The following is a 22,011-nucleotide window of genomic DNA, read 5'->3' as shown; positions in this document are numbered from 1 at the left end:
AGCAGAATCCGCCTGCATGGTCACTCTGTCCCGTCAGCCTGCTCGATCGCCTGCACCAGCGTATCCAGCAGCTTGCGGCCCCGCTCGCCGGCCAGTTCCACGTACTCGTCCCGCACCGGCAGTGAGCGTTCGCGGAAGGCCGCCCGCTGGCTGTCGTCGAGTTCGATGATCTCGATATCGCTGCTGTCCTCGATCATCGCCAGGCGCTTGTCGTTGAGTTCGCGCTGCTTGTCGAAGATGAAACCAGCCAGCTCGCCCCGGATCTCGTCGAGCATGGCGCGACGTTCCGCCGACAGCCCGTCGATGAAGCCGGGCGCCGAGGCCACGGTGGCGATGAACTGCGCGTGCCGGGCCCGGGTCATGGCGTCCTGGACCTCGTGAAAGCTCATCTCCTGAATGGCGAACACCGGATTGACCTGGGCATCGATCATGTCCATCTGCAGGGCGCCGTAAACCTCACCGTAAGGCATCGGTGACGGCTTGGCCCCATAGGCCTTGTACGAGGACAGCAGCAACGGCGACACCATGGTCCGGATCTTGACCCCATCGAAATCCGCCGGATTGCGCAGCGGCTTGCCCGCGGTCCACACCATCCAGCCCTCGGGCACGATCGAGTACAGCGTCAGCCCGCGCTCGCGATAGGCCTCGTCGAGCAGCTCGTTGAAGCGCTGGTTGCCGGTAAGCACCTCATGGTTGACGCGGTTGTCGTCGGACAGAATGAAATGCAGCGTGAGTAACTGTACCTCCGGCACCACCGAGCCCAGATGCCCCGGGGACGCGAATGTGAACTGCAACGCTCCCTGCCGCACCTGCTGGGTGAGGTCGGCGGAGGTGCCGAGGCTGCCGTAGGGGTGAATCCGGACCGTGACCTCGCCATCGGTACGCGCCTCCACCATCGACTTGAATTCGCGGGCATAGGCCCACTGCACGCTGCCCTCGACTTCCTCGAGCGCGAAGCGCCAGACTTCGCCAGCGTCACCGCCATCGCCGCAGCCGGCCAGGCCTGCCAGCAACAGCAGCGTCACGCATCGAAACCGCATAGCCAGGCTCCCGGTGATCATTGAATGGATGGCCCTGCCACAGCACTGCCGGACCGACGAAAACGTTAGCACGAGCTGCCGGGGCACGGCAGCGCCGCACCCTGCGCCGGCCGGTTTCGGCAACGTCGATTACCTTAGGCCGGACCCGGGAAACCATGCTAGTTTCTGCGCTCCGTCAATCCCGGAGTGCGCGATGTCCGCACCCTCACAGTCCGGCGGCGAGCCGATCACCGACCGCCGCCAGCTGATCGAATACTTCGAGGCCGCCTGCAAGCCGCGGGATAACTGGCGCCTGGGCACCGAGCACGAAAAATTCGTGTTCCGACTGGCGGATCACGCCGCAGTGCCCTACGAGGGCGAACAGGGCATCGGCGCGTTCCTGGCCGGTCTGCAACGCTTCGGCTGGTCGCCCATCGAGGAGGACGGCCACACCGTGGCGCTGGCCTCCAACGGCTGCCACATCACGCTGGAACCCGGCGGCCAACTGGAACTGGCGGGGGAACCGCTATTCACCATCCACGAAGCCTGCAACGAGGTGCACGAGCATCTGCGGCAGGTCAAGGCGGTGGCCGCCGAACTGGGGCTCGGCATGCTGGGCCTGGGTTTCGTGCCCACCGGCCGGCGCGAGGACATGCCCTGGATGCCCAAGTCCCGCTACCGGATCATGCGCGAGTACATGCCCAAGCGCGGCAATCTCGGCCTGGACATGATGCTGCGCACCGCCACCGTCCAGGTGAATCTGGACTACGGCGACGAAGCGCACATGGTGAAGAAGCTGCGGGTGGGATTGGCGCTGCAGCCCATCGCCACCGCCCTGTTTGCCAACTCGCCGTTCACCGAGGGCCGGCCCAACGGCTATCTGTCCTACCGCAGCCAGATATGGACCGATACCGATCCCGACCGCAGCGGCATGCTGCCCTGGGTGTTCGCCGACGGCATGGGCTTCGAGCGCTATGCCGACTACGCCCTCGATGTGCCCATGTACTTCGTCGTTCGCGACGGCCGCTATATCGACGCCTCGGGTCAGTCATTCCGTGATTTCCTCGCCGGCAAGCTGCCGGCGCTGCCCGGCGAGATTCCCACCATCGGCGACTGGGACGACCACCTGACCACCATCTTCCCCGAGGTGCGGGTGAAGAAGTTCATGGAAATGCGCGGCGCCGACGGCGGCCCCTGGCGCCGGCTGTGCGCCCTGCCCGCGCTGTGGGCCGGGCTGTGCTACGACGACGCCGCGCTGGAAGCGGCCTGGTCGCTGGTGCGGGACTGGACCAACGAGGAACGTCAGCGCCTGCGGGATGAAGTGCCGCGTACCGCCCTGAAGACCCCGTTTCGCAACACCACGCTCCAGAGCCTGGCCAAGGACGTGGTGGCCATCGCCACCGACGGGCTGCGGGCCCGCGGCTACCTCGACGCCAACGGGGATGACGAAACCGGCTATCTCGACCAGATCGCGGAAATCGCCGAAACCGGGCGCACGCCGGCGGAGGAACTGCTGGAACGCTACCACGGCCGCTGGCATCAGTCGGTGGCGCCGGTTTACACCGATTTCGCCTATTAGCGGCCCACCCGCTCGTCCGATTCAGTCAACCACATGCCGACCGTAGTCGGGCGGCAGCAACTGGATCTCAAGCCGCCGGTTTTCCGCCCGGCCCTCGGCTGTGTCGTTGTCGGCGACCGGCTCGTAATGACTGCGGCCGACCACGTGAATGCGCGCCGGGTCGATGCCGGCCTCGTCGATCAGGAAACGGGCCGCACTCGCCGCCCGAGCCGATGACAACTCCCAGTTGCTGGGAAACCGCCAGCGCAGCCATTTGCTAATGCCCAGATCGTCGCTGTGGCCGACGATCCGGATGATGCGTTCCGGGTAGTTCTCGAAGATGTAGGCGATCCGGCCCAGGGTCTCGGCGCCGCTGTCCTTGAGCCGCGCGGCACCGGAACTGAACAGCAGGTCCGCGCCCAGGCGCACCACCGTGAGCCGTTCCTGCAGCCGGTCGATGGTGACATCCCGGCGTTCCAGTTCCGCCTTGAGTTCCCGACGCTGGCGATCGAAACGAACCTTCTCGGCTTCGCGCTCCTCCCGCAGGGTCTCGATACGCTGTTCCAGCGAGGTGACCGACTGGTTCGCCGAATCCAGTTCGCTTTCCAGCGAGGCGGCCCGTTCACGGACCTGTGCCACCTCGTCCTCCTTGGTGCGGATCGCCTCGTCGGTTGCCGCCACCTCGTCGCGCAACTTCGACCGGGCCTGCTCGGCGGTTGTCAGCTCCGCTGCCAGGGCCTCGCGTTCCTCGGCCAGCGCGGCGCGCTCCGCCTCGGTGATTTCGAGTTCCGACGACTGGTTGTCGATGCGCTCGTTGACCGCCGCCAGCCGCTCGGACAGCGAGGTCCGCGCCTCGCGGTTGCTTTCCAGCTGGTCGGCCAGTTCGGCGCGTTCGGCCACGATGGTGTCCAGCTCCATGCGCAGCTGTTCGCGCACGTCCAGCACGTCGCTGAGTTCGCTCTGGAATTCGTCACGCTGCTCGCTGACGGTGTCGAGTTCATCAGCGAGCTCGCGGCTGCGGGCTGCCAGCGCCTCGTACTCCTGCTCCAGCCGGGTATTGAGATCTCGCTGAACCTCGAGCTCCCGTTCGCGTTCGCTGGCCACGGACGTCACCTCGTTCAGCCGCTCGTCGCGGTTGTCCAGCCGGGAACGCAGACGTTCCTGACGCCACTCGGCGGCCTCGAGTTCCTCGTCCACCGTGCGAAGCGTCCGGGTGCGCTCTTTCAGGGTCGCCTCGCGTTCGGCCAACTCCTGCTCGACGCGATCGATGGTCGCCTGCCGCTCCTGCAGCGCCTGTTCGCGCGCGGTCAGCGATGCCTCGAGTTCGGCCTGCCGGGCCTGGGCCTGCGACCGGGTGTCCTGGAGTGATTCGCGCTCGAAATGGAAGAACGTCCAGCCGGCCACCGCCATGGCCGCCATCACCCCGGTCAGCCCCCACGGAATCAGTCCCCGCATACCTCGCCTCCGCACGTCGTCACCGCATTCGCGATTGTGGTCGGATGGTTGCCCCGGCCCCGTTGTTACCGAAATAAGACAGCCGGGTCCAGTAATCCAGCGAACCGATCGTCATGCCGGGCCGCGAGACGATGATGCAGGTGCCGGTCCCCTAGAGACCGCGCAAACCGGAAACGCATGATGAAACGATCACTCCCCCTAATACTGGCCCTGACCCTGCTTGGCGCCACCGCCAGCGCGGCGGTACACGCCGCACCCGCGGCCGGCACCGACCGGTATTCGCCCGCCCCGGCCTTCACCCACACCGCACCCCGCGACTGGCTCAACAGCGACCCGCTGACCTGGGCGGACCTGCGGGGCCGGGTGGTGCTGCTGGATTTCTGGACCTTCATGTGCTGGAACTGCTACCGCTCCTTTCCCTGGCTGACCGCGCTGGAGAAAGCGCTTTCCGATCGGCCGTTCACGGTAATCGGGGTGCACACCCCCGAGTTCGAGGCGGAAAAGGACCGGGCACGCATCCGGGAGCGGGCCGATCACTTCGGGCTGCACCACCCGATCATGATCGACAACGATCACTCCTACTGGCAGGCCATGAACAACCGCTACTGGCCCGCGTACTATCTGATCGACAAACAGGGGCGGTTACAGGCGCTCTATATCGGCGAAACCCACGCCGGTTCCGCCCAGGCCCGCAAGATCCGGCATCGCATCGAGCGGCTGCTTGACGAGCCCGCGCCCGAGTAACCTACTGCGACAGGTTGTGGGCGCAGTATTCCTCGGCGTCCTTGTAGCCGTCGTAGTCGCCGTGTTTCGAACGCGGCGCCCGGCCATCGCCGAAGCGCGGGGTGTGGTCGTCGGTATCCGCGGTATCCAACTGGTCAGCGTTGGCGCGCGGTGGCGGTATCTCTTCCACCGCGAACAATGGCGTGGCCGCGGTCGCCGCAACCGTGAGGCCGGCCAGCGTGAGACGGCCGAGCAGGCGGGAACTGGAACGAGTCATGGTGTGGCTCCGGAAATCGTGTAACGACCCGGAGTTGACCGACCGCGAGGCGCTCCGCTTGCGCGGCGAATCCGGTGCTAGCGAAACAGCGGACGAATGGCGCGCACGCCGGGCACTTCCCGGGCAACGGCCGCGAAGCGGCTGCGCACCATGGCCACGCTACCCACCAGCTCCACCTGTTCGAAGGGCAGCAGCACTTCGACGTCGACCGCATCGTTGAGATAGTGCAGCGTCACCCGCTCGATGTGGCCAGCGATCGGCAGGTCAGCCCAGGCCGCGCGCAGCCCCGTCATCAATTCGGTGCGCAGGGGCAGATCGAACGCGGCCGGGGCATCCTCGTGGCCATCGGGCTCGATATGGATGCAGATGTCGGCGATCTCGTCGACATGGGAAACCAGCCGATCGCTGATCTCCTCACTGATGCGGTGGGCCTCGCTCAGGCTGATGTACGGGTCCACCATCACGCCCACATCGGCATAGGCGGCGTGGCCACCCATCGTTCGGGTGCGCAGGCGGCGCATCCGCCGTACGCCGGGGACGTCACCGATGTGATCCCGCACCACCGACAGCCGATCCGGGGCCAGGCCGGTATCCACCAGTTCGCGCAGGCTCTGCCAGCCGTAGCGCCAGCCGAACGCCGCCAGCATGGTGGCAATCAGCACCGCTCCGACCGCATCCAGCAACGGCATCCCGGCCATGCTGCCGGCCACCGCTACCACCGCGACCACCGACGACGCCGCGTCCGACCGGTGATGCCAGGCATTAGCCTCCAGCAGCAGCGAACGTGTCCGGCGGGCCTGATGACGCGTGTACCAGAACAGGGCTTCCTTGAGGATCAGCGAGGCAATGGCCGCGGCCAGCGCCGGCCAGCCCGGCACCACGGGTGTGGCGCCACCCAGCAACACCACACCCGCGTTCCAGGCAATGAATCCGGCGGTGACGATCAGCAGCATGCCCACGAACGCCGTGGCCACCGTTTCGATGCGGGCGTGACCGTAGGGGTGGTCATGGTCGGCCGACTTGGCGCCGACCCGAATGGCCGCCAGCACCACCGCGTCGCTGACCAGATCGGACAGCGAGTGAACGCCGTCGGCAATCAGCGCCTCCGAGCGGCCGAAGTAACCCGCTACCAGCTTGAGCAGCCCCAGCGGCAGGTTGACCGCCGCGCCTACCAGCGTGGCCCGCTGCTTGCGGCGCACTTCCAGACGCAAACCGCCACGCGCCGGGCGGCGTTCGCCCTCGGCCAGGGACTCACTCATGTCCGGAGGTTAAAAAAGACCATGACGGTACCGATTATACCGTCAGCCCGGGCTGGCCGTGTGAGCAGCTGTCCGATTCGGCGTTCGCGTGCTAGCCGGGGTCGTCGACGGTACTGATGACCGCGTCCCGCGCTTCCGCCGACGGGACCGCCTGCGGCCCGGCCGCTGGCGCGGGTGCCGCACCAGCCGGCGTCGGCTGATCCGGCCCCGCCACCTGGATGGGTCGGGTCGACGACGGCCGACGCGAGTTAACCGCCAGGGTGGTGAGTCCGGCGACGTCCTGTTCGCCCACCAGCGCGTATTGCTCGCCGGCCGACTGCCAGGTGACGACGTTCAGCCCCTCGCCCCGGAGCACGCGGTAGGCGGCCGCGTCGACATTGTCACGCGGTGCCACATACAGCCCGACCCGCTGACCCGAGGCGTTGCGGAAGCGATACTCGGTGACACTGGCGGCACCCAGCATCCGGGCTCCCGCGAACTCGAAACCGATGGGTTCGAAATCCGGCCGCGGGCCGGCATCTGCCGACACCGAGGGCGACTCCCGGAACGAATCCAGCGCTACCTGCGTGAGCGCCGGCTGCCCGGACTCCGACAGCGACCAGAAGACCACCGTCGCGGTCAGCAACAGCAATGCGGCCGCGGCCAGCCCGGACCTCGGCAAGCGGCGTTTGTCACCAACCGGGCCGGCCGGCTGCATCCGGGCCGGCACCGGCGCCTCGAGGGCGTCGGCGAACGACCGGGCGATCAGCCGGTCCTGGTCGATATAGGCATTGACCTGCGCCTGCGCCGAGGGATCCCGGCGCAGATAGGCCGCAACCTCTGCTGCCCGCCGCTGCGGCAGATGGCCGTCGGCAAAGGCGCTGAGCTCCTCGTCGCTGATGTTGTCCCTGGTACGCATCACTTGACCCTCCGCAGTGCGCGAGGTGCCTCGCGCTGATCCTGCATGTCGCGCAGCGCTTCCCGGCCCCGCGCCAGGCGCGACCGCAGCGTGCCCACGCGGATGCCCAGAATCCTGGCCGCATCCCGATAACTGGGCTGTTCCAGCGCCATCAGCAGCAGGGCATCGCGCTGCGGTGCCGGCAGCCGATCCACCAGCGCCAGAACCTGGCGGCAACGCACGTCCATCTCACCGGTTGGCCAGACCTGCTGGTCACGGGCCGGGTCCGGGTGCGTGCTTTCGCGACGCGCGGTCGCGGTCTGGCGGCTGTTGAGATAGAGCCGGTACAACAGCTTGAACAGCCAGGACCGCAGGCGACCGATCGGCTGCCAGAGATGGCCCTTGCGCATGGCCCGCTCCAGGCAATCCTGGACCAGGTCGTCCGCGGCCGATGGATCCCCGCACAGGCCGCGCGCATAGCGGCGCAGGTGCGGGATCTCGGTCGCCAGTCGTTGCTCGAATGTCACGGCCCTGCATTTCCTGTGGCGAACACTGTGCGTAACAACAGTCATGGGGCCGGTTGGGTTCCATTTAAATCACCGGGAACCGATCCGGCATCCGTCCTGTTGTTCTCGTGACCACGCCTCGTGGCGGGTCGCAATTTTCAACTGGAGAGTTAATCCATGACTTCCAACAATCGCATGATCCGCAATATGGCACTGGCCACCGCCCTCGGCCTGGGTGTGAGCGGTATCGCCGTGGCACAGCAGGAGCCGGCGCAGCAGCAGGCGCCCCAGGCCAAGGACTTCGAAAAGGCTGAACTCGAGTCCTTCGTGGAGGCCCAGTCCGAAGTGAGCACCATCAGCCAGGATTACCAGAAGAAGATGCAGAACGCGGACGACCCTGAAGCCCAGGCCAGCATGCGCCAGGAGGCCAATCAGGAGATGGTCCAGGCCGTGAATGATGCCGGCCTCGACCCGTCCACCTACAACGCGATTGCCCAGGCGGCGCAGAGCGATCCGCAGCTGGCGCAGAAGATCGAGGGTATGCGCTAAACGCGCCACCTGGATGCCGGTGCGCGGCGCCTGCCGCAGCCGGCATTCACCGACTTACCTGTCTGTCCCTCGCTCGCCCGCGGTCGCCTATTGGTCGCGGGCTCTTTTTTGCGCGTTTGTAACGCCGGCCAACCCGCCCGTCATCAAGGCGGCTCCGCCTCAGTTGCGGCCGATCTCGTCGCGACCGTAGAACTTCACCCCTTTCTGGATGCGCTCGCGCCCCGATGCCAGCCGGTGGCGGTTGGTGTCGCGCAGGGAGTACACGCAGCCGCAGTATTCCTGCTGATAGAACGCCTCGCGCTTGGCGATCTCGATCATGCGCTGCGACCCACCCTTCTTGCGCCAGTTGAAGGTCCAGTAGTCCACCTGGCCGTAGCGCGAGGCTGCCCGTACGCCTGACTGGTTGATCTGCTGCATGTTCTTCCAGCGTGAAATACCCAGGGTGCTGGAGATCAGCGGAAAGCCGTGCTCGTGGGCATACAGGGCGGTGCGTTCGAAGCGCATGTCGAAGCAGACGGTACAGCGCCGGCCCCGTTCCGGTTCCTGCTCCAGGCCCTGGATGCGGTCGAACCAGTTGTCGGTGTCGTAGTCACCATCCACGAAGGGCACGTCGAGGGCCTCGCAGAAGCGGATGTTCTCGTCCTTGCGCTGCTCGTACTCGCTGCGGGGATGGATGTTCGGGTTGTAGAAATACACGGTGAAATCGATGCCCGACGCCTTCACCGCCTCCATCACTTCGCCGGCGCAGGGGGCACAGCAGGAATGTAGCAACAGCTGGCGGGCGTCATCCGGCGTGTCCAGGGCGGGACGCTGATAATCCTTTTCGTTATAGGGGTTCATGCACGTTGTTCGAGCCGCGAATTGGCGACAATGATGCCAGTAGGCCGGCACGCGGAAAAGCGCTGGCACCCCGTCAGGCAACCGGCTAAGGTGCCCGGGCTGAATAAATTGCGAAGGAGACAGCGACATGGCGGACAACGAAGGCAGCATCCTCATGGGCATGATCTGGATGGCAGTGATTTCGCTCCTGCTGTTCTGGCTGCCCCTGCTCGGCCCGCTGCTGGCGGGCATCGTCGGCGGCCGCACGGCCGGTGGTGTCGGCGCCGGGCTACTGGCCGCGGTGCTTCCGGCGCTGGCGCTGTCCGGCCTGCTGTTCCTGATGGGCACGGCGCTGACCGGCCTGCCGGTCATCGGGCTGATCGCCGGGGCCGGGGTGTTCGTGCTGATCGCGGTCCAGATGGTGCCGTTGCTGATCGGTGCCTTCATCGGCGGGCTGCTGACATGAACGACAACACCGGCCGCATCGATCCGCTGATCGACGAGATCCTGGATGCCTGGCGGCCGGCTCTGGGGGACGCCTTTACGGCCTACCGCAACCATGCGCAGCGGGTGCTGGCCCTGACCCTCCGGCTGGATGAGTTCGACGACGACCAGCGCCGCAGCCTGGCGGTTGCGGCCGCCTTCCATGACCTGGGCATCTGGAGCGACGGCACGCTGGATTACCTGGAGCCGTCCGTCGACCGGGCCCGGGCGTGGCTGGCGGATCATGACGACAGCCAGCGCGGCGATGCCGTGGCCGCGGTGATCCGCAATCACCACCGGGTGCGCGGCTGCCGCGACAAACACGCCACCCTGACCGAGCCGTTCCGGCGGGCGGACCTGATCGACGTCAGCCTCGGCCTGATCCGTTTCGGCATTCCCCGTCGCGACTACCGGGCACTGGTTGCCGAACTGCCCTATCACCGCTTCCATCGCCGGTTGATCCGCCTGTTCGGGGCTCACATCGTGCGCCATCCGCTGCAGCCGGCCCCGATGTTCAAATGGTAAGGACACCACCATGACCCGATACGCCTTCGTCACCGGCGGCAGCGGCTTCATCGGCCGCAATCTGATCCGTGCCCTGATCGATGCGGGCTGTTCCGTGCGCGCCCTGGCGCGCTCGGATACCGCCGCGGACGCGGTCACGGCGGCAGGGGCCGAACCCGTGCGCGGCGATCTGCACGACCGGGCCGCGATGACACGTGGCATGACCGGCTGCGACTGGGTGTTCCATGCCGCCGCCAAGGTGGAGGAATGGGGCGATCCCGCCCACTACGAGTACATCAATGTGGACGGCACGAAGGCGGTTCTGGCCGCGGCGGCGGAGGCCGGCGTCAGGCGGCTGATTCATGTTTCCACCGAGGCCGTGCTCGCCGACGGCAGTCATCTGCACAACGCCGATGAAACCTGGCCGCGGCCGGACAACCCCCTGCCCCGCTATCCGCGCACCAAGGCCCGGGCCGAGGCGGCGGTGGAAGCTGCCAATGCAGACCACGGGCTGGAAACCGTGATCGTGCGGCCCACCTCGGTGTGGGGCGCCGGAGATACCTCGGTGCTGCCCAAGATCGCGGCCGCGGTGGCCAGCGGGCGCTTCATGTGGATTGGCGGCGGCGACTATCCGCGCGCCACCACCCACGTGCGCAATCTCTGCGAAGTCCTGCTGCTGGCCGCGGAAAAAGGCCGCCCGGGCGGCTGCTACTTCGCCACCGACGGCGAGCCGGCCCGCTATCGCGATTTTCTCACCGCGGAACTGGCGACCCTGGGCGTCGCACCGCCCGCCCGTTCCATCCCGCGGCCGGTGGCGAAAGCGGCAGCCAATGCCTGCGACACCATCTGGAACACGCTGGGCCTGGCCAGTCCCCCGCCGGTCAGCCGGCTGCTGGTGACGCTTTTCGGCTCGCCGGTGACCATCGATGACTCGCTGGCCCGCCGCGAACTCGGCTACGTCGGCCGGGTCACCCGGGAAGCCGGTCTGGCGGAAATGGCGAATCAGTCCACGGGCGGGGCGTAAACCGCCAGCAACCCCGGATGCACGCGAAAGCTGGCCGGCGTCTTGCCGCCCGGTTCGCCGTCCACCGCGATGGTCTTCGGTTGCCGCGTGCGCACTTCGATGCGGGTGGCGGCCAGGGTTTCGATCTGGTCGTGGCCGCGGGTGCGCCCGACCCGCAGGGCCGGAATCATCGCCAGCAGGGATCCGTCCCGGTGGGCGGGAATGGCGTAGAGATCGAGCCGGCCATCATCGATGGCGGCGTCCTCGGCGATCGGAATGCCGCCGCCATAGAATCGTCCGTTACCCACGGATACCTGAATGGCTTTCAGCCGTCGCCAGGGGCCGTCGTCGCCGCGGATTTCCACCCTGAAGCGCCGTCGGGTGCGAAACGCGGTCCAGGCGGCATAGGGATAGGCCAGCGGTCCCATCAGTTTCTTGGTGTCACCGTCGGAGCGGCGCGCAACCTCCACCGCGAACCCGATATGGGCCACGTTGACGAAGTAGCGGCCGTTGCACTCACCCAGGTCGATGCGGCGGACGTGATCCGCGGCAATCACGTCGCAGGCGGCGGCCGGGTCAAGCGGTACGCCCAGCGAGCGGGCGAAGTCGTTGGCGGTGCCCAGCGGCAGCACGCCCATGGGCAGCTCGCTGGCCGCAATGCCGGGCAGCGCGGCGTTGATGGTGCCGTCGCCGCCGCCGACAATCACCCGGTCGACGCGGCCCTGATGCTCACGGATCACGGCGGCAATATGATCCGGCCCGTCCGGCGTAACCCGGGTCACTCCCAGCCCCGCCTGCTGCAGACGCGTGATTAAAGTCTCGGCATCTTGCGAGCCGCTGCGGCTGTGGGGGTTGATCAGGAGAAGCGCCTGTCGCTGGGTCACGCGGGTTCCTTGTCGGCGCGGGCACGGCCGCAGGTAAAGCGGCGCACAGTCAACCCCACCCAGCATCCGGCGTCAATCCGGGCGCCGGATTTGCGCAAACCGGTCCCCGGCCGGTTAGGCTTGTGCGGTAACCCATCACGACGAGCCCGATGACAACATCCGCGCGGGGATTCGCCCCGCTCCGCCTGCTCGACCGTGCCGTGGAGCGCCTGGAACAGGGCATTCTGGTGGGCGGCATCCTGGCGATGGCCCTGCTCAACATCGCCAACGTGATCAGCCGCAACCTGCTGGGCGGCAGCATGTCGTTCGCCGAGGAAGCCAATCAGGGGCTGATCGTGCTGGTGACCTTCATGGGACTGGGCTACGGCGTGCGCCGGGCCCGCCACATCCGCATGTCGGCGTTTTATGACCAGCTCGGCGGACGGGCGCGCAAGACCCTGATGGTAGTGATCGCGGCGGGAACCGCAGTCCTGCTGCTGATGCTTGCCTGGTTCGCCGTCGCCCACGTGCAGCAGCTTTATCAATCCGGCACGGTCACCCCGGCCCTGCGGGTGCCACTGTTCCTGATCCAGCTATCGGTGCCGATCGGCTTGTTGCTGGGCGCCGTGCAGTATCTGCTAACGGTCTGGCGCAACCTGACCACCGAAGGCACCTGGCTGTCGTTCACCGAGCCGGATGTCTATCACGAGGCGGAACCGGAGTCCGCGTCATGCTGATTCTGGTGGTCACGGTGATGCTGGTGCTGCTGGCGCTGGGTTTTCCGATGATGGTGCCGCTGGCCGGGGCGGCGCTGGCGCTGCTGTTCGGGTTCTTTTCCGGTATTCAGCCGGCGCTGCTGGTGCAGCAGATGGTGGGCGGCGTGCAGCCGGTGGTGCTCACCGCGGTGCCGATGTTCATTCTCGCCGCCGACATCATGACCAAGGGCCATACCGCCAATCGCCTGCTGGATCTGGTGGATACCTTCGTTCGCCACCTGCGCGGGGGGTTGCCGATCACCACCGCCGCCAGCTGCACCCTGTTCGGCGCGGTCTCCGGGTCGACTCAGGCCACCGTGGTCGCCATGGGCGCACCGCTGCGGCCGCGGCTGCTCAAGGCCGGCTATCGCGACAGCTTCGTGATGGCGCTGATCATCAACAGCTCGGACATTGCCCTGCTGATTCCGCCCTCGATCGGCATGATCATCTACGGGGTGGTGGCCGGGGTGTCGGTGGGCGAGTTGTTCATCGCCGGCATCGGACCGGGCCTGCTGGTGCTGGCATTGTTCTCGCTCTACTGCTGGTTGGCCGCTCGCCGACAGAACATTCCCCGCGAACCCCGGGCCGGCTGGGGCGACCGGCTGCGGGCGCTGCGCTGGGCCAGTCTGCCGCTGGGGTTTCCGGTGATCGTGGTCGGCGGCATCTATTCCGGATACTTTTCCCCCACCGAGGCTGCGGCGGTGTCGGTGCTGTACGCGCTTATTCTGGAGGTGGGCGTGTTCCGGGCAGTGCGCCTGTCCGAGATTCCCGGCATTGCCCTGTCCACCGGGCTGATCACCTCGGTGGTATTCATCCTGGTGGCGGCGGGGGCGGCGTTTTCCTGGATGATCTCCTTCGCCGGCATTCCGGACATGGTGCTCGGGGATTTCATCAGCGCGGCCGGCGACAGCCCGTGGCTGGCGCTGGCGGTGATCTGTCTGGCCTATTTCGTGGGTTGCATGTTCGTGGACCCGATCGTGGTGATTCTGGTGCTCACGCCGATTTTCGCGCCGCTGATCGCCGCATCCGGGCTGGACCCGGTCCACGTAGGCACCCTGGTTGTATTGCAGGCGGCCATCGGGTCGGCAACGCCACCCTTCGGTTGCGACATCTTCACCGCCATCGCGATCTTCCGGCGACCCTATCTGGACGTGATCCGGGGCACGCCGCCGTTCATCGCGATCCTGGCCATGGCCACGGTGCTGCTGATCGCGTTTCCGTCGATTGCGCTGTTCCTGCCCAACCTGCTGTATTGACCACGCTCGGAGGCCTGTCCGTCATGCGCATTCCCGGTTGTTGTCTGCTTTTCGTCTGCTGTCTGCCGATGGCGGCATTCGCGGAGGGCTACGTGTTCAGCTACGGCTTCGATGGCGCCGACGCGCCCGAACCCCGCGGCGGCACCACCCGCGGCGCGCCGGTGGACATGGCCGCCGCGCCCGACCCGCGCTTTGATGCCGTGCGGGCCGCGGACCTGACCGCCAAACAGCGCGACCGGCGTGCCATTCTGGCCCTGGCCGGCGAATTCAAGACTACCTTCGAGTTCGTGGAAACGGCCACGCTGGTGCCTGACCTGGCGCGCGACGACCAGCCCTATCGGTCCTGGGCCACGGAATACGTATTCGTGCTGGAGGATTCCCCCGATCGGATCCGCCTGCAGCACGTCCTGGTGATGCGGTTCGTCGACGACGACGGCGACATCAGCGACCCGATGGTCACCAAGCACTGGCGCCAGGACTGGCACTGGCAGCCCGAGCGGATCTGGCGGTATCAGGGCGACCGGCGCTGGGTCAGTGAGCCGGTGGATGACCCCGAGGGCGTCTGGAAACAGGCGGTGTATCAAGTGGACGATGCCCCGCGTTACGAGGCCCTGGGCCGCTGGCAGCACGAGGCCGGCGCCTCGTACTGGCAGAGCGACTCATTCGCCCGCCCCCTCCCCCGGCGCGAGCACAGCGTGCGCGACGACTACGACATCCTCGCCGGCCGGCACCGCATTACCCTGACGCCCACCGGCTGGCTGCACGCCCAGGAGAATCACAAACTGCGCCGCGACGACAACGGCGATCGGCAGGCGATTGCCGCCGAAACCGGACTGAACCGCTATCAGCGAATCGAGGGATTCGACATGACACCCGGCCGCGAGCTCTGGGACCGCCAGTCGGCGGTCTGGGCGGCGATCCGAGCCGAGTGGCGCCGTCTGCAACAACAGCACGAGGTGCTCGAGATTCGGCGGGAGGTAGACGGCCAGTCGCGCTTTGCGCGGCTGTTCGGCCTGGCCGAGGAGATCGCGGAGGCCGACGACGAAACCATCGCCAGGCGGGTGCGCGATGCGATCCGGCCTTACATTACCCCCGGGGACTAATCCGTGTCGGGCAGGTAGGCCCCATCCTCGTCGTGAATCTCGCGCCCGGACACGGGCGGATTGAAGGTGCACACCAGCTTGAGTTCCTCGATCGCCTTGAGCGTGTGGCGATCGTGGTTGTCCAGGGCGTAGAGCGTGCCCGGCACGATGTCGAACTGTTCGCCGGTATCCCGGTTGGTCAGGATGCCGCGGCCCTGGTAGCAGTACACCGCTTCAAGGTGGTGCTTGTACCACATGTCGAACTCGAGGCCCGGCGGGAAGGTGGTCTCGTGCATGGAAAAGCCCATGCCGTCCTTCTTCAGGATGAACCGAACGCTGGTCCAGCCGGCGGGACTGACCACTTCCTGGTCGGTGCCTTTGAGGTCTTCGAGGCGCACGATCTTCATCGGCAAGACTCCTGAATGTCGAGGGCAGTCGAGGTCACCGGCCGCCCGTCACGGGCAGCCGGCGAGATGAGGTTGGCGATCAGGCCACGCCCTGCAGCAGGCCGTGATCCTGCAGCGCGGCATCCACCGCCTGTTCCAGCAGGTCGAGCCCGCGCGCGAGGTTGTCGTCGCTGATGATCAGCGGCGGCATCACCTTGAGTACGTTGTCGTCCGGGCCGGCGGTCTCGGCGATCAGGCCTAGCTGGAAGCAGTGTTCGCCGATGGCATCGGCCAGGCCCTCGGTCTTGCAGTCCATGCCGATGAACAGGCCGCGTCCGCGCACCTCGGCATCCAGCCCGGGCCGCGCCTTCACGATGGCGCGCAGTCGCTCCTGCACCCGTTCGCCCTTGGCCAGCACGCTCTTCTCCAGCGCATCATCGCGCCAGTAGTGGTTGAGCGCGGCCGAGGACGTGATGAAGGCGTGGCAGTTGCCGCGGAAAGTGCCGTTGTGCTCGCCCGGCTTCCAGATGTCCAGGTCCGGACGGATCATGGTCAGCGCCAGCGGCAGCCCGAAGCCGGACAGCGACTTGGAAATGGTGATGATGTCGGGCTTGATACCCGAGGGCTCGAACGAGAACAGCGGCCCGGTACGGCCGATGCCGGCCTGGATGTCGTCCACGATCAACAGCATGTCGTGCTCGTGGCAGAGGGCCTCGATCTTCTGCAGCCACTCGTTGCTGGCCACGTTGATACCGCCCTCGCCCTGCACCGTTTCCAGAATGATCGCGGCCGGCTTGTCGAAGCCGCTGGAGCTGTTTTCCAGCAGCATGCGCAGATCGTCCGCGGTGTCGCGTCCCGCGCCGAAATACTCGCAGAACGGCAGCGGCGAGGAATTGTTCAACGGCACCCCGGCGCCGCCGCGCTTGGAACTGTTGCCGGTGACGGCCAGCGCGCCCAGCGTCATGCCGTGGTACGCGTTGGTGAAGAACAGCACCCGGTCGCGGCCCTTGACCTTGCGGGCCAGCTTGAGGGCCGCTTCCACCGCGTTGGTGCCCGTGGGCCCCGGGAACTGGAGCTTGTACTCCATGTTGCGCGGCTTCATCACCACTTCTTCGAAGGTGGCGATGAAATCTTCCTTGGCCTGCGAGGCCATGTCCAGCGAGTGGGTAATGGCATCCGAGTGGATGTACTCCAGCAGCGCCGCCTTCATGACCTCGTCGTTGTGCCCGTAGTTGAGCGCGCCCGCCCCGCTGAAGAAATCGATGTACTGCCGGCCCTCGGCATCGTCGAGCAGCTCGCCCTTGGCGGTGGTGAATACCGTGGGAAACGAGCGGACGTAGCCGCGAACTTCGGATTCGAGACGATTGATGTATTCCATGATGACTCCTGGGCGTGACGCCGATCAGGCTTGGGCGGCCTCGCGATCGAACGGGCCGATGCGGAAGAGGATTTCGGGTTCGTGCTCGCCATCGCCGGGGAATGCCGCGGCCGGGAACAGTTCGGTTTCGTTGACGTCGGCATTCATGCGCCGGGCAAAACCGCGGAACAGCGCCATCGAAGCGTCGTTGCTCGGGCCGATCGTGGTGTCGAGATACGACACGCCGTCACAGGCCGGACGCAGCACGATGTCCTGCAGCATGCGGGTGGCGATGCCGCGCCCGCGTCCGGCTTCGGCCACACCGACCTGCCACACGAACACGGTATCCGTCTTGTCCGGCGGGCAGTAGGCGGAGATGAAGCCGACGACGCGGCCGTCGAGTTCGGCCACCACGCTGGTAGCAGCGAAATGCTCGGCGACCAGGAGGTAGGCGTACGGCGAGTTGGCGTCGAGAACGCCGGTGTCGACGACCAGCTGCCAGATGGCGGCACCGTCGTCGAGGGCCGGGGAACGGAAGATGACCCCGTCGTTCTCAGATTGCTCTATCGGATTGGAAATGGCGTTGAAAAGCGCTTAAAACCGATGCGCAGTATAACGGTTTTGCCTAGGCCGTGCCCGCCGGGCGCAGCGACGCGTGCAGCGACCGCAATGGGTGAACCGACATATTTTCGAGATATGTCAATGCGTTACACGACGCTTTTGCACCCGCGATGGTGGTGAAATACGCCACCTTGTAACGCAGGGCGGTGGTGCGGATGGATTGGGACTCCTCGATCGCACGCTTGCCTTCGGTAGTGTTGACGATGAACTGGATTTCGTCGTTCTTGATCATGTCCACGATGTGCGGCCGCCCTTCCTTGACCTTGTTCACCGTCCGCACCTCGATGCCGGCCGCCTGCAGCGTGGCCGCCGTGCCGCGGGTCGCCACCAGACTGAATCCGGCTTCCGCCAGCTGGGCCGCCAGCGCGGCCACATGGGCCTTGTCGGCCTCGCGCACGGTGATCAGTGCGGTACCGCTGCGCGGCAGGCCGGCGCCGGCCGCGAGCTGGGACTTGGCAAACGCCTCGCCGAAGGAGTAACCCACCCCCATCACCTCGCCGGTGGATTTCATTTCCGGCCCCAGCAACGGATCCACGCTGGGGAACTTGGTGAACGGGAACACCGCTTCCTTCACCGAGAAGTAGTCCGGTATGCGCTCCTCGCCAATGCCCTGATCATCCAGCGACCGGCCGGCCATGCAGCGGGCGGCGATCTTGGCCAGCGGCAGGCCGGTGGCCTTGGACACGAACGGCACCGTGCGCGAGGCGCGCGGGTTCACCTCCAGCAGATAGACGTCACCGTTCTTCACCGCGAACTGCACGTTCATTAGCCCTACCACTTCCAGCCCGCGGGCCAGGGCCGCGGTCTGGGCGCGTATCTCGTCGAGCACTTCGCCCGACAGGCTGTAGGGCGGCAGGGAACAGGCGGAATCACCGGAATGCACCCCGGCCTGCTCGATGTGCTCCATCACCCCGCCGATGAAGGTGCGGTGGCCGTCGCAGATGGCGTCCACATCCAGTTCGATGGCGTCGTCTAGGAAACGGTCCAGCAGCACCGGCGCATCTTCGGACACATGTACGGCGACCGCCATGTAACGCGCCAGATCCTCGGGACCAAACACGATCTCCATGGCCCGGCCGCCCAGCACGTAGGAGGGCCGCACCACCATCGGGTAACCGACTTCCTCGGCCAGTTCCATCGCCTCGGCTTCCGAACGCGCGGTGCGGTTGGCCGGCTGCTTGAGCCCGAGCTTGTTGACCAGATTGAGGAACCGGTCGCGGTCCTCGGCCAGGTCGATGGAATCCGGTGTGGTGCCGATGATGGGCGCCCCGGCCGCCTCCAGGCGGCGCGCCAGTTTCAGCGGCGTCTGCCCGCCGTACTGCACGATCACGCCTTCGGGCTTCTCGACATCGATCACGGACATGACGTCCTCGAACGTCAGCGGCTCGAAGTAGAGCCGGTCCGAGGTGTCGTAATCGGTGGACACGGTTTCCGGATTGCAGTTGACCATGATGGTCTCGTAACCATCCTCGCGCATCGCGAGCGCGGCATGCACGCAGCAATAGTCGAATTCGATGCCCTGCCCGATCCGGTTCGGGCCGCCGCCCAGGACCATGATCTTCTTTCTATCCGAGGGGTTGGCCTCGCATTCTTCATCGTAGGATGAATACTGATAGGCGGTGGCGGTGGGAAATTCCGCGGCGCAGGAATCCACCCGCTTGAACACCGGGGTCACCCCGTGGGCCAGCCGCGCGTCGCGCACCGCGAACTCCCCGCTATCCAGCAACCGCGCCAGACGCCGATCGGAAAAGCCGGCCCGCTTGTAGCGGCGCAGCTCGCCGGCGTCCAGGTCGCTCAGGGCGCGGCCGGCAAGTTCGCCTTCCATCTCGATCAGTTCGGCGATCTGGTCTAGGAACCAGGGATCGATCCAGGTGAGTTCGAATACCTCCGCCACCGTCATCCCGGCGCGAAAGGCCTCGCCCACGTACCACAGACGATCGGCACGCGGGGTGGTGAGTTCGTTGCGAAGGGTGGTCAGCGCTTCGGCGGAATCATAATCCGCCAGCTTCTGCTCGAACCCGTCGGAGCCGATCTCCAGGCTGCGCATGGCCTTGTGCAGCGATTCCTGGAAATTGCGGCCGATGGCCATGGCCTCGCCCACGGATTTCATCTGGGTGGTGAGGCGGTCGTCGGCGGTGGGGAATTTCTCGAAGGTGAAGCGCGGAATCTTGGTGACCACGTAATCGATGCTGGGCTCGAACGAAGCCGGGCTGAGTCCGCCGGTGATCTCGTTGCGCAGTTCGTCCAGCGTGTAGCCCACCGCCAGCTTGGCGGCCACCTTGGCAATGGGGAAGCCAGTGGCCTTGGACGCCAGCGCGGACGAGCGCGACACCCGCGGGTTCATCTCGATCACCACCATCCGGCCGGTAGCCGGATCGACCCCGAACTGGACGTTGGAACCACCGGTATCCACCCCGATCTTGCGCAGGCAGGCCAGCGAGGCATCCCGCATGCGCTGGTATTCCTTGTCGGTCAGCGTCTGGGCCGGGGCCACGGTGATCGAGTCACCGGTGTGCACGCCCATGGGATCGAAGTTCTCGATCGAGCAGACGATGATGCAGTTGTCCGCGTGGTCGCGGATCACCTCCATCTCGTATTCCTTCCAGCCCAGCACCGATTCTTCGAGCAATACTTCATTAGTCGGTGACAACTCGATGCCACGGCTGACAATATCGTCGAATTCCTCACGGTTGTACGCGATCCCGCCGCCGGTCCCGCCCATGGTGAACGAGGGCCGCACGATGATGGGAAAGCCGAGCCTGGCCTGGGCCGCCGTGGCTTCTTCCATGCTGTGTGCCAGCGCGGAATCCGGGGTATCCAGGCCGATCTCGTGCATCGCTTCGCGGAAGCGTTCGCGATCCTCGGCCATGTCGATGGCGTCCTGCGACGCACCGATCAGCTCCACCCCGTGCTTGTCGAGCACGCCCTCGCGCCACAGGTCCAGGGCACAATTGAGTGCCGTCTGTCCGCCCATCGTGGGCAACAGCGCATCGGGCTTTTCCTCCTCGATGATCCGCGCCACGGTCTGCCACTGGATCGGCTCGATGTAGACCGTATCCGCGGAATCCGGATCGGTCATGATCGTGGCCGGGTTCGAATTCACCAGGATGACCCGGAAGCCCTCCTCGGTGAGCGCCTTGCAGGCCTGGGCGCCAGAGTAATCGAACTCGCAGGCCTGCCCGATCACGATCGGGCCGGCGCCGATGATGAGGATGCTCTTGATGTCGGTGCGTTTGGGCATTCGTTGGAACTATCCGCAGATTACGCAGATTACGCAGATTGCGCTGATTGGTCAGAGACGGAATAACGGTTAATACCGGGATTCAGCCCACTTGTGTCTACCACTGGTGTCGCCCGTCGGCACCAGCCAGGTATACCGAAAACTGCATTTCGCCCGCCGAACCGTGATTCATGCAGCCACCCGAATCTGTGCAATCTGCGAAATCTGCGGATCATGACTTCGCGGTTTCCATCAGACGAATGAATTTTCCGAATAGCGGCGCGACATCATGCGGCCCGGGGCTGGCCTCGGGGTGGCCCTGGAAGGAGAATGCCGGGGCATCGGCCAGCGCGATGCCCTGCAGGCTGTGGTCAAACAGGGAGCGGTAGCTGGCGCGCACGCCCTCGGGCAGGCTGGCCTCGTCCACCGCGAACCCGTGGTTCTGGCTGGAGATCATCACCGCGCCGGTTTCCAGGTCCTGAACGGGATGGTTGGCGCCGTGGTGGCCGAACTTCATTTTCACGGTACGCGCACCGGCGGCCAGGCCCAGGATCTGATGGCCCAGGCAGATGCCGAGGGTGGGAATCCGGCGTTCGATCAGGGTTCGCGCGCTGGCGATGGCGTAGTCGCAGGGGTCCGGATCACCCGGCCCGTTGGAAAGCACCACCCCGTCGATGTCCAGCGCCAGCACTTCGTCCACCGGCATGCGCGGCGGCACCACCGTGACGCGGCAGCCGTAATCGACCAGCCGGCGCAGGATGTTGTGCTTCACGCCGTAATCGTAGACGGCGACGTGATGGGCTGCCGCCGGAGCGCTCCGGGTCCAGCTCGGTTCCGACCAGGCGTAGGTGCTGGCGGTACCGGCTTCCGCCGCCAGGTCCATGCCCTTGAGCCCGGGGAATTCGCGCGCCACGCGCAGCGCCTCGTCGGCGTCCACGTCGCCGGCCATGATGCAGCCGTTCTGGGCGCCCTTCTCCCGCAGCAGCCGGGTCAGACGGCGGGTGTCGATATCGCCGATGGCGACCAGCCCCTTCGCTTCCAGGTAGTCGATCAGGCTGCCCTGGCTGCGCCAGTTGCTGGGCGCGCGCGGTACTTCGCGCAGGATCAGGCCGGCCGCCTGAACGTTCCCGGATTCGGTGTCGTCGGCATTCACGCCGACGTTCCCGACATGGGGATAGGTCAGAGTCACCATCTGACGGCGGTACGAGGGGTCCGTGAGGATTTCCTGGTAGCCGGTCATCGCGGTATTGAAGACCACCTCACCACTGGAAATGCCTTGTGAACCGATGGCAAGCCCGTGGAAAAGGCTGCCGTCCGCGAGTGCGAGCAGTGCCGGTGGACGCAAGCAGATCTCCCGATGGCGCTTCAGGGGACTCGCGGGTCGGGCCGGTGACGGCCTCAGAGCGAGCGGCGCGGATTATAGCGGGCGAGCCGGCCAG

General features: G+C 66.2%; 22 protein-coding genes. 9 read left to right on the top strand and 13 right to left on the bottom strand.

The features are described 5' to 3' along the window. Window positions 1–20 precede the first annotated feature (20 nt). A complete protein-coding gene (locus RM531_RS05140) occupies window positions 21–1,040 on the bottom strand; it encodes a TRAP transporter substrate-binding protein (protein WP_311657770.1) in 1,020 nt (339 codons plus the stop codon). Window positions 1,041–1,233: 193 nt separating this feature from the next. Between RM531_RS05140 and RM531_RS05135 the strand changes: the two genes are divergently transcribed. Then, the gene (locus RM531_RS05135; RefSeq protein ID WP_311657768.1) at window positions 1,234–2,598 is read left to right on the top strand and encodes a glutamate--cysteine ligase; all 1,365 of its coding nucleotides are present in this window, start codon (window positions 1,234–1,236) and stop codon (window positions 2,596–2,598) included. Window positions 2,599–2,619: 21 nt separating this feature from the next. Here the strand turns inward: RM531_RS05135 and RM531_RS05130 are convergent, their stop codons facing one another. Then, window positions 2,620–4,032, bottom strand: a complete 1,413-nt coding sequence (locus RM531_RS05130; protein WP_311657766.1) for an OmpA family protein — start codon at window positions 4,030–4,032, stop codon at window positions 2,620–2,622. Between the two features lie 180 nt (window positions 4,033–4,212). Between RM531_RS05130 and RM531_RS05125 the strand changes: the two genes are divergently transcribed. Beyond that, window positions 4,213–4,776 (top strand): redoxin family protein, encoded by a 564-nt coding sequence (locus RM531_RS05125; protein ID WP_311657765.1) that lies wholly within the window; start codon window positions 4,213–4,215, stop codon window positions 4,774–4,776. A 1-nt stretch (window position 4,777) separates the two neighbouring features. Here RM531_RS05125 and RM531_RS05120 read toward each other — a convergent pair whose 3' ends face one another. From RM531_RS05120 to RM531_RS05105, 4 genes are all read right to left on the bottom strand, one after another. After that, window positions 4,778–5,032 (bottom strand): hypothetical protein, encoded by a 255-nt coding sequence (locus tag RM531_RS05120; RefSeq protein ID WP_311657763.1) that lies wholly within the window; start codon window positions 5,030–5,032, stop codon window positions 4,778–4,780. Between the two features lie 77 nt (window positions 5,033–5,109). After that, the gene (locus RM531_RS05115) at window positions 5,110–6,291 is read right to left on the bottom strand and encodes a cation diffusion facilitator family transporter (protein ID WP_311657761.1); all 1,182 of its coding nucleotides are present in this window, start codon (window positions 6,289–6,291) and stop codon (window positions 5,110–5,112) included. 91 nt (window positions 6,292–6,382) lie between these two features. Continuing rightward, on the bottom strand, window positions 6,383–7,192 hold the full coding sequence (locus RM531_RS05110) for an anti-sigma factor family protein (RefSeq protein ID WP_311657759.1): 810 nt from the start codon (window positions 7,190–7,192) through the stop codon (window positions 6,383–6,385). Continuing rightward, window positions 7,189–7,695 (bottom strand): RNA polymerase sigma factor, encoded by a 507-nt coding sequence (locus RM531_RS05105; protein ID WP_311657758.1) that lies wholly within the window; start codon window positions 7,693–7,695, stop codon window positions 7,189–7,191. The genes RM531_RS05110 and RM531_RS05105 overlap by 4 nt, the downstream gene beginning before the upstream one ends. A gap of 156 nt (window positions 7,696–7,851) precedes the next feature. On the opposite strand from RM531_RS05105, the gene RM531_RS05100 reads away from it, so the two are divergent. Continuing rightward, the gene (locus RM531_RS05100) at window positions 7,852–8,223 is read left to right on the top strand and encodes a DUF4168 domain-containing protein (RefSeq protein WP_311657756.1); all 372 of its coding nucleotides are present in this window, start codon (window positions 7,852–7,854) and stop codon (window positions 8,221–8,223) included. A gap of 159 nt (window positions 8,224–8,382) precedes the next feature. On the opposite strand, the gene RM531_RS05095 is transcribed toward RM531_RS05100, so the two are convergent. After that, window positions 8,383–9,063 (bottom strand): epoxyqueuosine reductase QueH, encoded by a 681-nt coding sequence (locus RM531_RS05095; RefSeq protein WP_311657754.1) that lies wholly within the window; start codon window positions 9,061–9,063, stop codon window positions 8,383–8,385. A 127-nt stretch (window positions 9,064–9,190) separates the two neighbouring features. On the opposite strand from RM531_RS05095, the gene RM531_RS05090 reads away from it, so the two are divergent. The 3 genes from RM531_RS05090 to RM531_RS05080 are packed head-to-tail and all read left to right on the top strand — an operon-like array spanning window position 9,191 to window position 11,053. Further along, window positions 9,191–9,508, top strand: coding sequence for a hypothetical protein (locus tag RM531_RS05090; protein ID WP_311657753.1), 318 nt, complete (start codon window positions 9,191–9,193; stop codon window positions 9,506–9,508). Beyond that, complete coding sequence (locus RM531_RS05085; RefSeq protein WP_311657751.1) at window positions 9,505–10,050, top strand: hypothetical protein; 546 nt, start codon at window positions 9,505–9,507, stop codon at window positions 10,048–10,050. Before RM531_RS05090 ends, RM531_RS05085 begins: the two co-directional genes overlap by 4 nt. A 10-nt stretch (window positions 10,051–10,060) precedes the next feature. Beyond that, the gene (locus tag RM531_RS05080) at window positions 10,061–11,053 is read left to right on the top strand and encodes an NAD-dependent epimerase/dehydratase family protein (RefSeq protein WP_311657750.1); all 993 of its coding nucleotides are present in this window, start codon (window positions 10,061–10,063) and stop codon (window positions 11,051–11,053) included. Here RM531_RS05080 and RM531_RS05075 read toward each other — a convergent pair. Next, a complete protein-coding gene (locus RM531_RS05075) occupies window positions 11,032–11,916 on the bottom strand; it encodes a lipid kinase (protein ID WP_311657748.1) in 885 nt (294 codons plus the stop codon). The two genes, RM531_RS05080 and RM531_RS05075, sit on opposite strands and share 22 nt — an antisense overlap. A gap of 149 nt (window positions 11,917–12,065) precedes the next feature. Here RM531_RS05075 and RM531_RS05070 point away from each other — a divergent pair, with 149 nt between their 5' ends. From RM531_RS05070 to RM531_RS05060, 3 genes are read left to right on the top strand one after another with little or no spacing between them, the layout of a single operon-like run. Continuing rightward, window positions 12,066–12,632 (top strand): TRAP transporter small permease, encoded by a 567-nt coding sequence (locus RM531_RS05070; RefSeq protein WP_311657746.1) that lies wholly within the window; start codon window positions 12,066–12,068, stop codon window positions 12,630–12,632. Beyond that, window positions 12,626–13,906, top strand: coding sequence for a TRAP transporter large permease (locus RM531_RS05065; protein WP_311657745.1), 1,281 nt, complete (start codon window positions 12,626–12,628; stop codon window positions 13,904–13,906). Before RM531_RS05070 ends, RM531_RS05065 begins: the two co-directional genes overlap by 7 nt. Window positions 13,907–13,929: 23 nt before the next feature. Beyond that, window positions 13,930–15,009 carry a DUF6607 family protein gene (locus RM531_RS05060; protein ID WP_311657743.1) on the top strand — a complete coding sequence of 360 codons (1,080 nt, stop codon included), beginning with the start codon at window positions 13,930–13,932 and terminating at the stop codon, window positions 15,007–15,009. Here the strand turns inward: RM531_RS05060 and RM531_RS05055 are convergent. The 5 genes from RM531_RS05055 to carA all read right to left on the bottom strand — a co-directional run bounded on the left by RM531_RS05055 (window position 15,006) and on the right by carA (window position 21,917). Next, the gene (locus RM531_RS05055; protein ID WP_311657742.1) at window positions 15,006–15,395 is read right to left on the bottom strand and encodes an ectoine synthase; all 390 of its coding nucleotides are present in this window, start codon (window positions 15,393–15,395) and stop codon (window positions 15,006–15,008) included. The genes RM531_RS05060 and RM531_RS05055 overlap by 4 nt on opposite strands. Window positions 15,396–15,474: 79 nt before the next feature. After that, the gene (ectB, locus tag RM531_RS05050) at window positions 15,475–16,752 is read right to left on the bottom strand and encodes a diaminobutyrate--2-oxoglutarate transaminase (protein WP_311657741.1); all 1,278 of its coding nucleotides are present in this window, start codon (window positions 16,750–16,752) and stop codon (window positions 15,475–15,477) included. A 24-nt stretch (window positions 16,753–16,776) separates the two neighbouring features. Next, window positions 16,777–17,271, bottom strand: a complete 495-nt coding sequence (gene ectA / locus RM531_RS05045; protein WP_311657830.1) for a diaminobutyrate acetyltransferase — start codon at window positions 17,269–17,271, stop codon at window positions 16,777–16,779. 85 nt (window positions 17,272–17,356) lie between these two features. After that, window positions 17,357–20,593, bottom strand: a complete 3,237-nt coding sequence (gene carB, locus RM531_RS05040; protein ID WP_311657739.1) for a carbamoyl-phosphate synthase large subunit — start codon at window positions 20,591–20,593, stop codon at window positions 17,357–17,359. Between the two features lie 211 nt (window positions 20,594–20,804). Further along, window positions 20,805–21,917 (bottom strand): glutamine-hydrolyzing carbamoyl-phosphate synthase small subunit, encoded by a 1,113-nt coding sequence (gene carA, locus RM531_RS05035; protein WP_311657738.1) that lies wholly within the window; start codon window positions 21,915–21,917, stop codon window positions 20,805–20,807. Window positions 21,918–22,011 lie beyond the last annotated feature (94 nt).

This window comes from Spectribacter acetivorans, from assembly GCF_031846305.1.
In the GTDB taxonomy this organism is placed as follows: Bacteria; Pseudomonadota; Gammaproteobacteria; order Nevskiales; family Salinisphaeraceae; genus Spectribacter; species Spectribacter acetivorans.
This window is presented reverse-complemented; position numbering and strand designations above follow the sequence as displayed.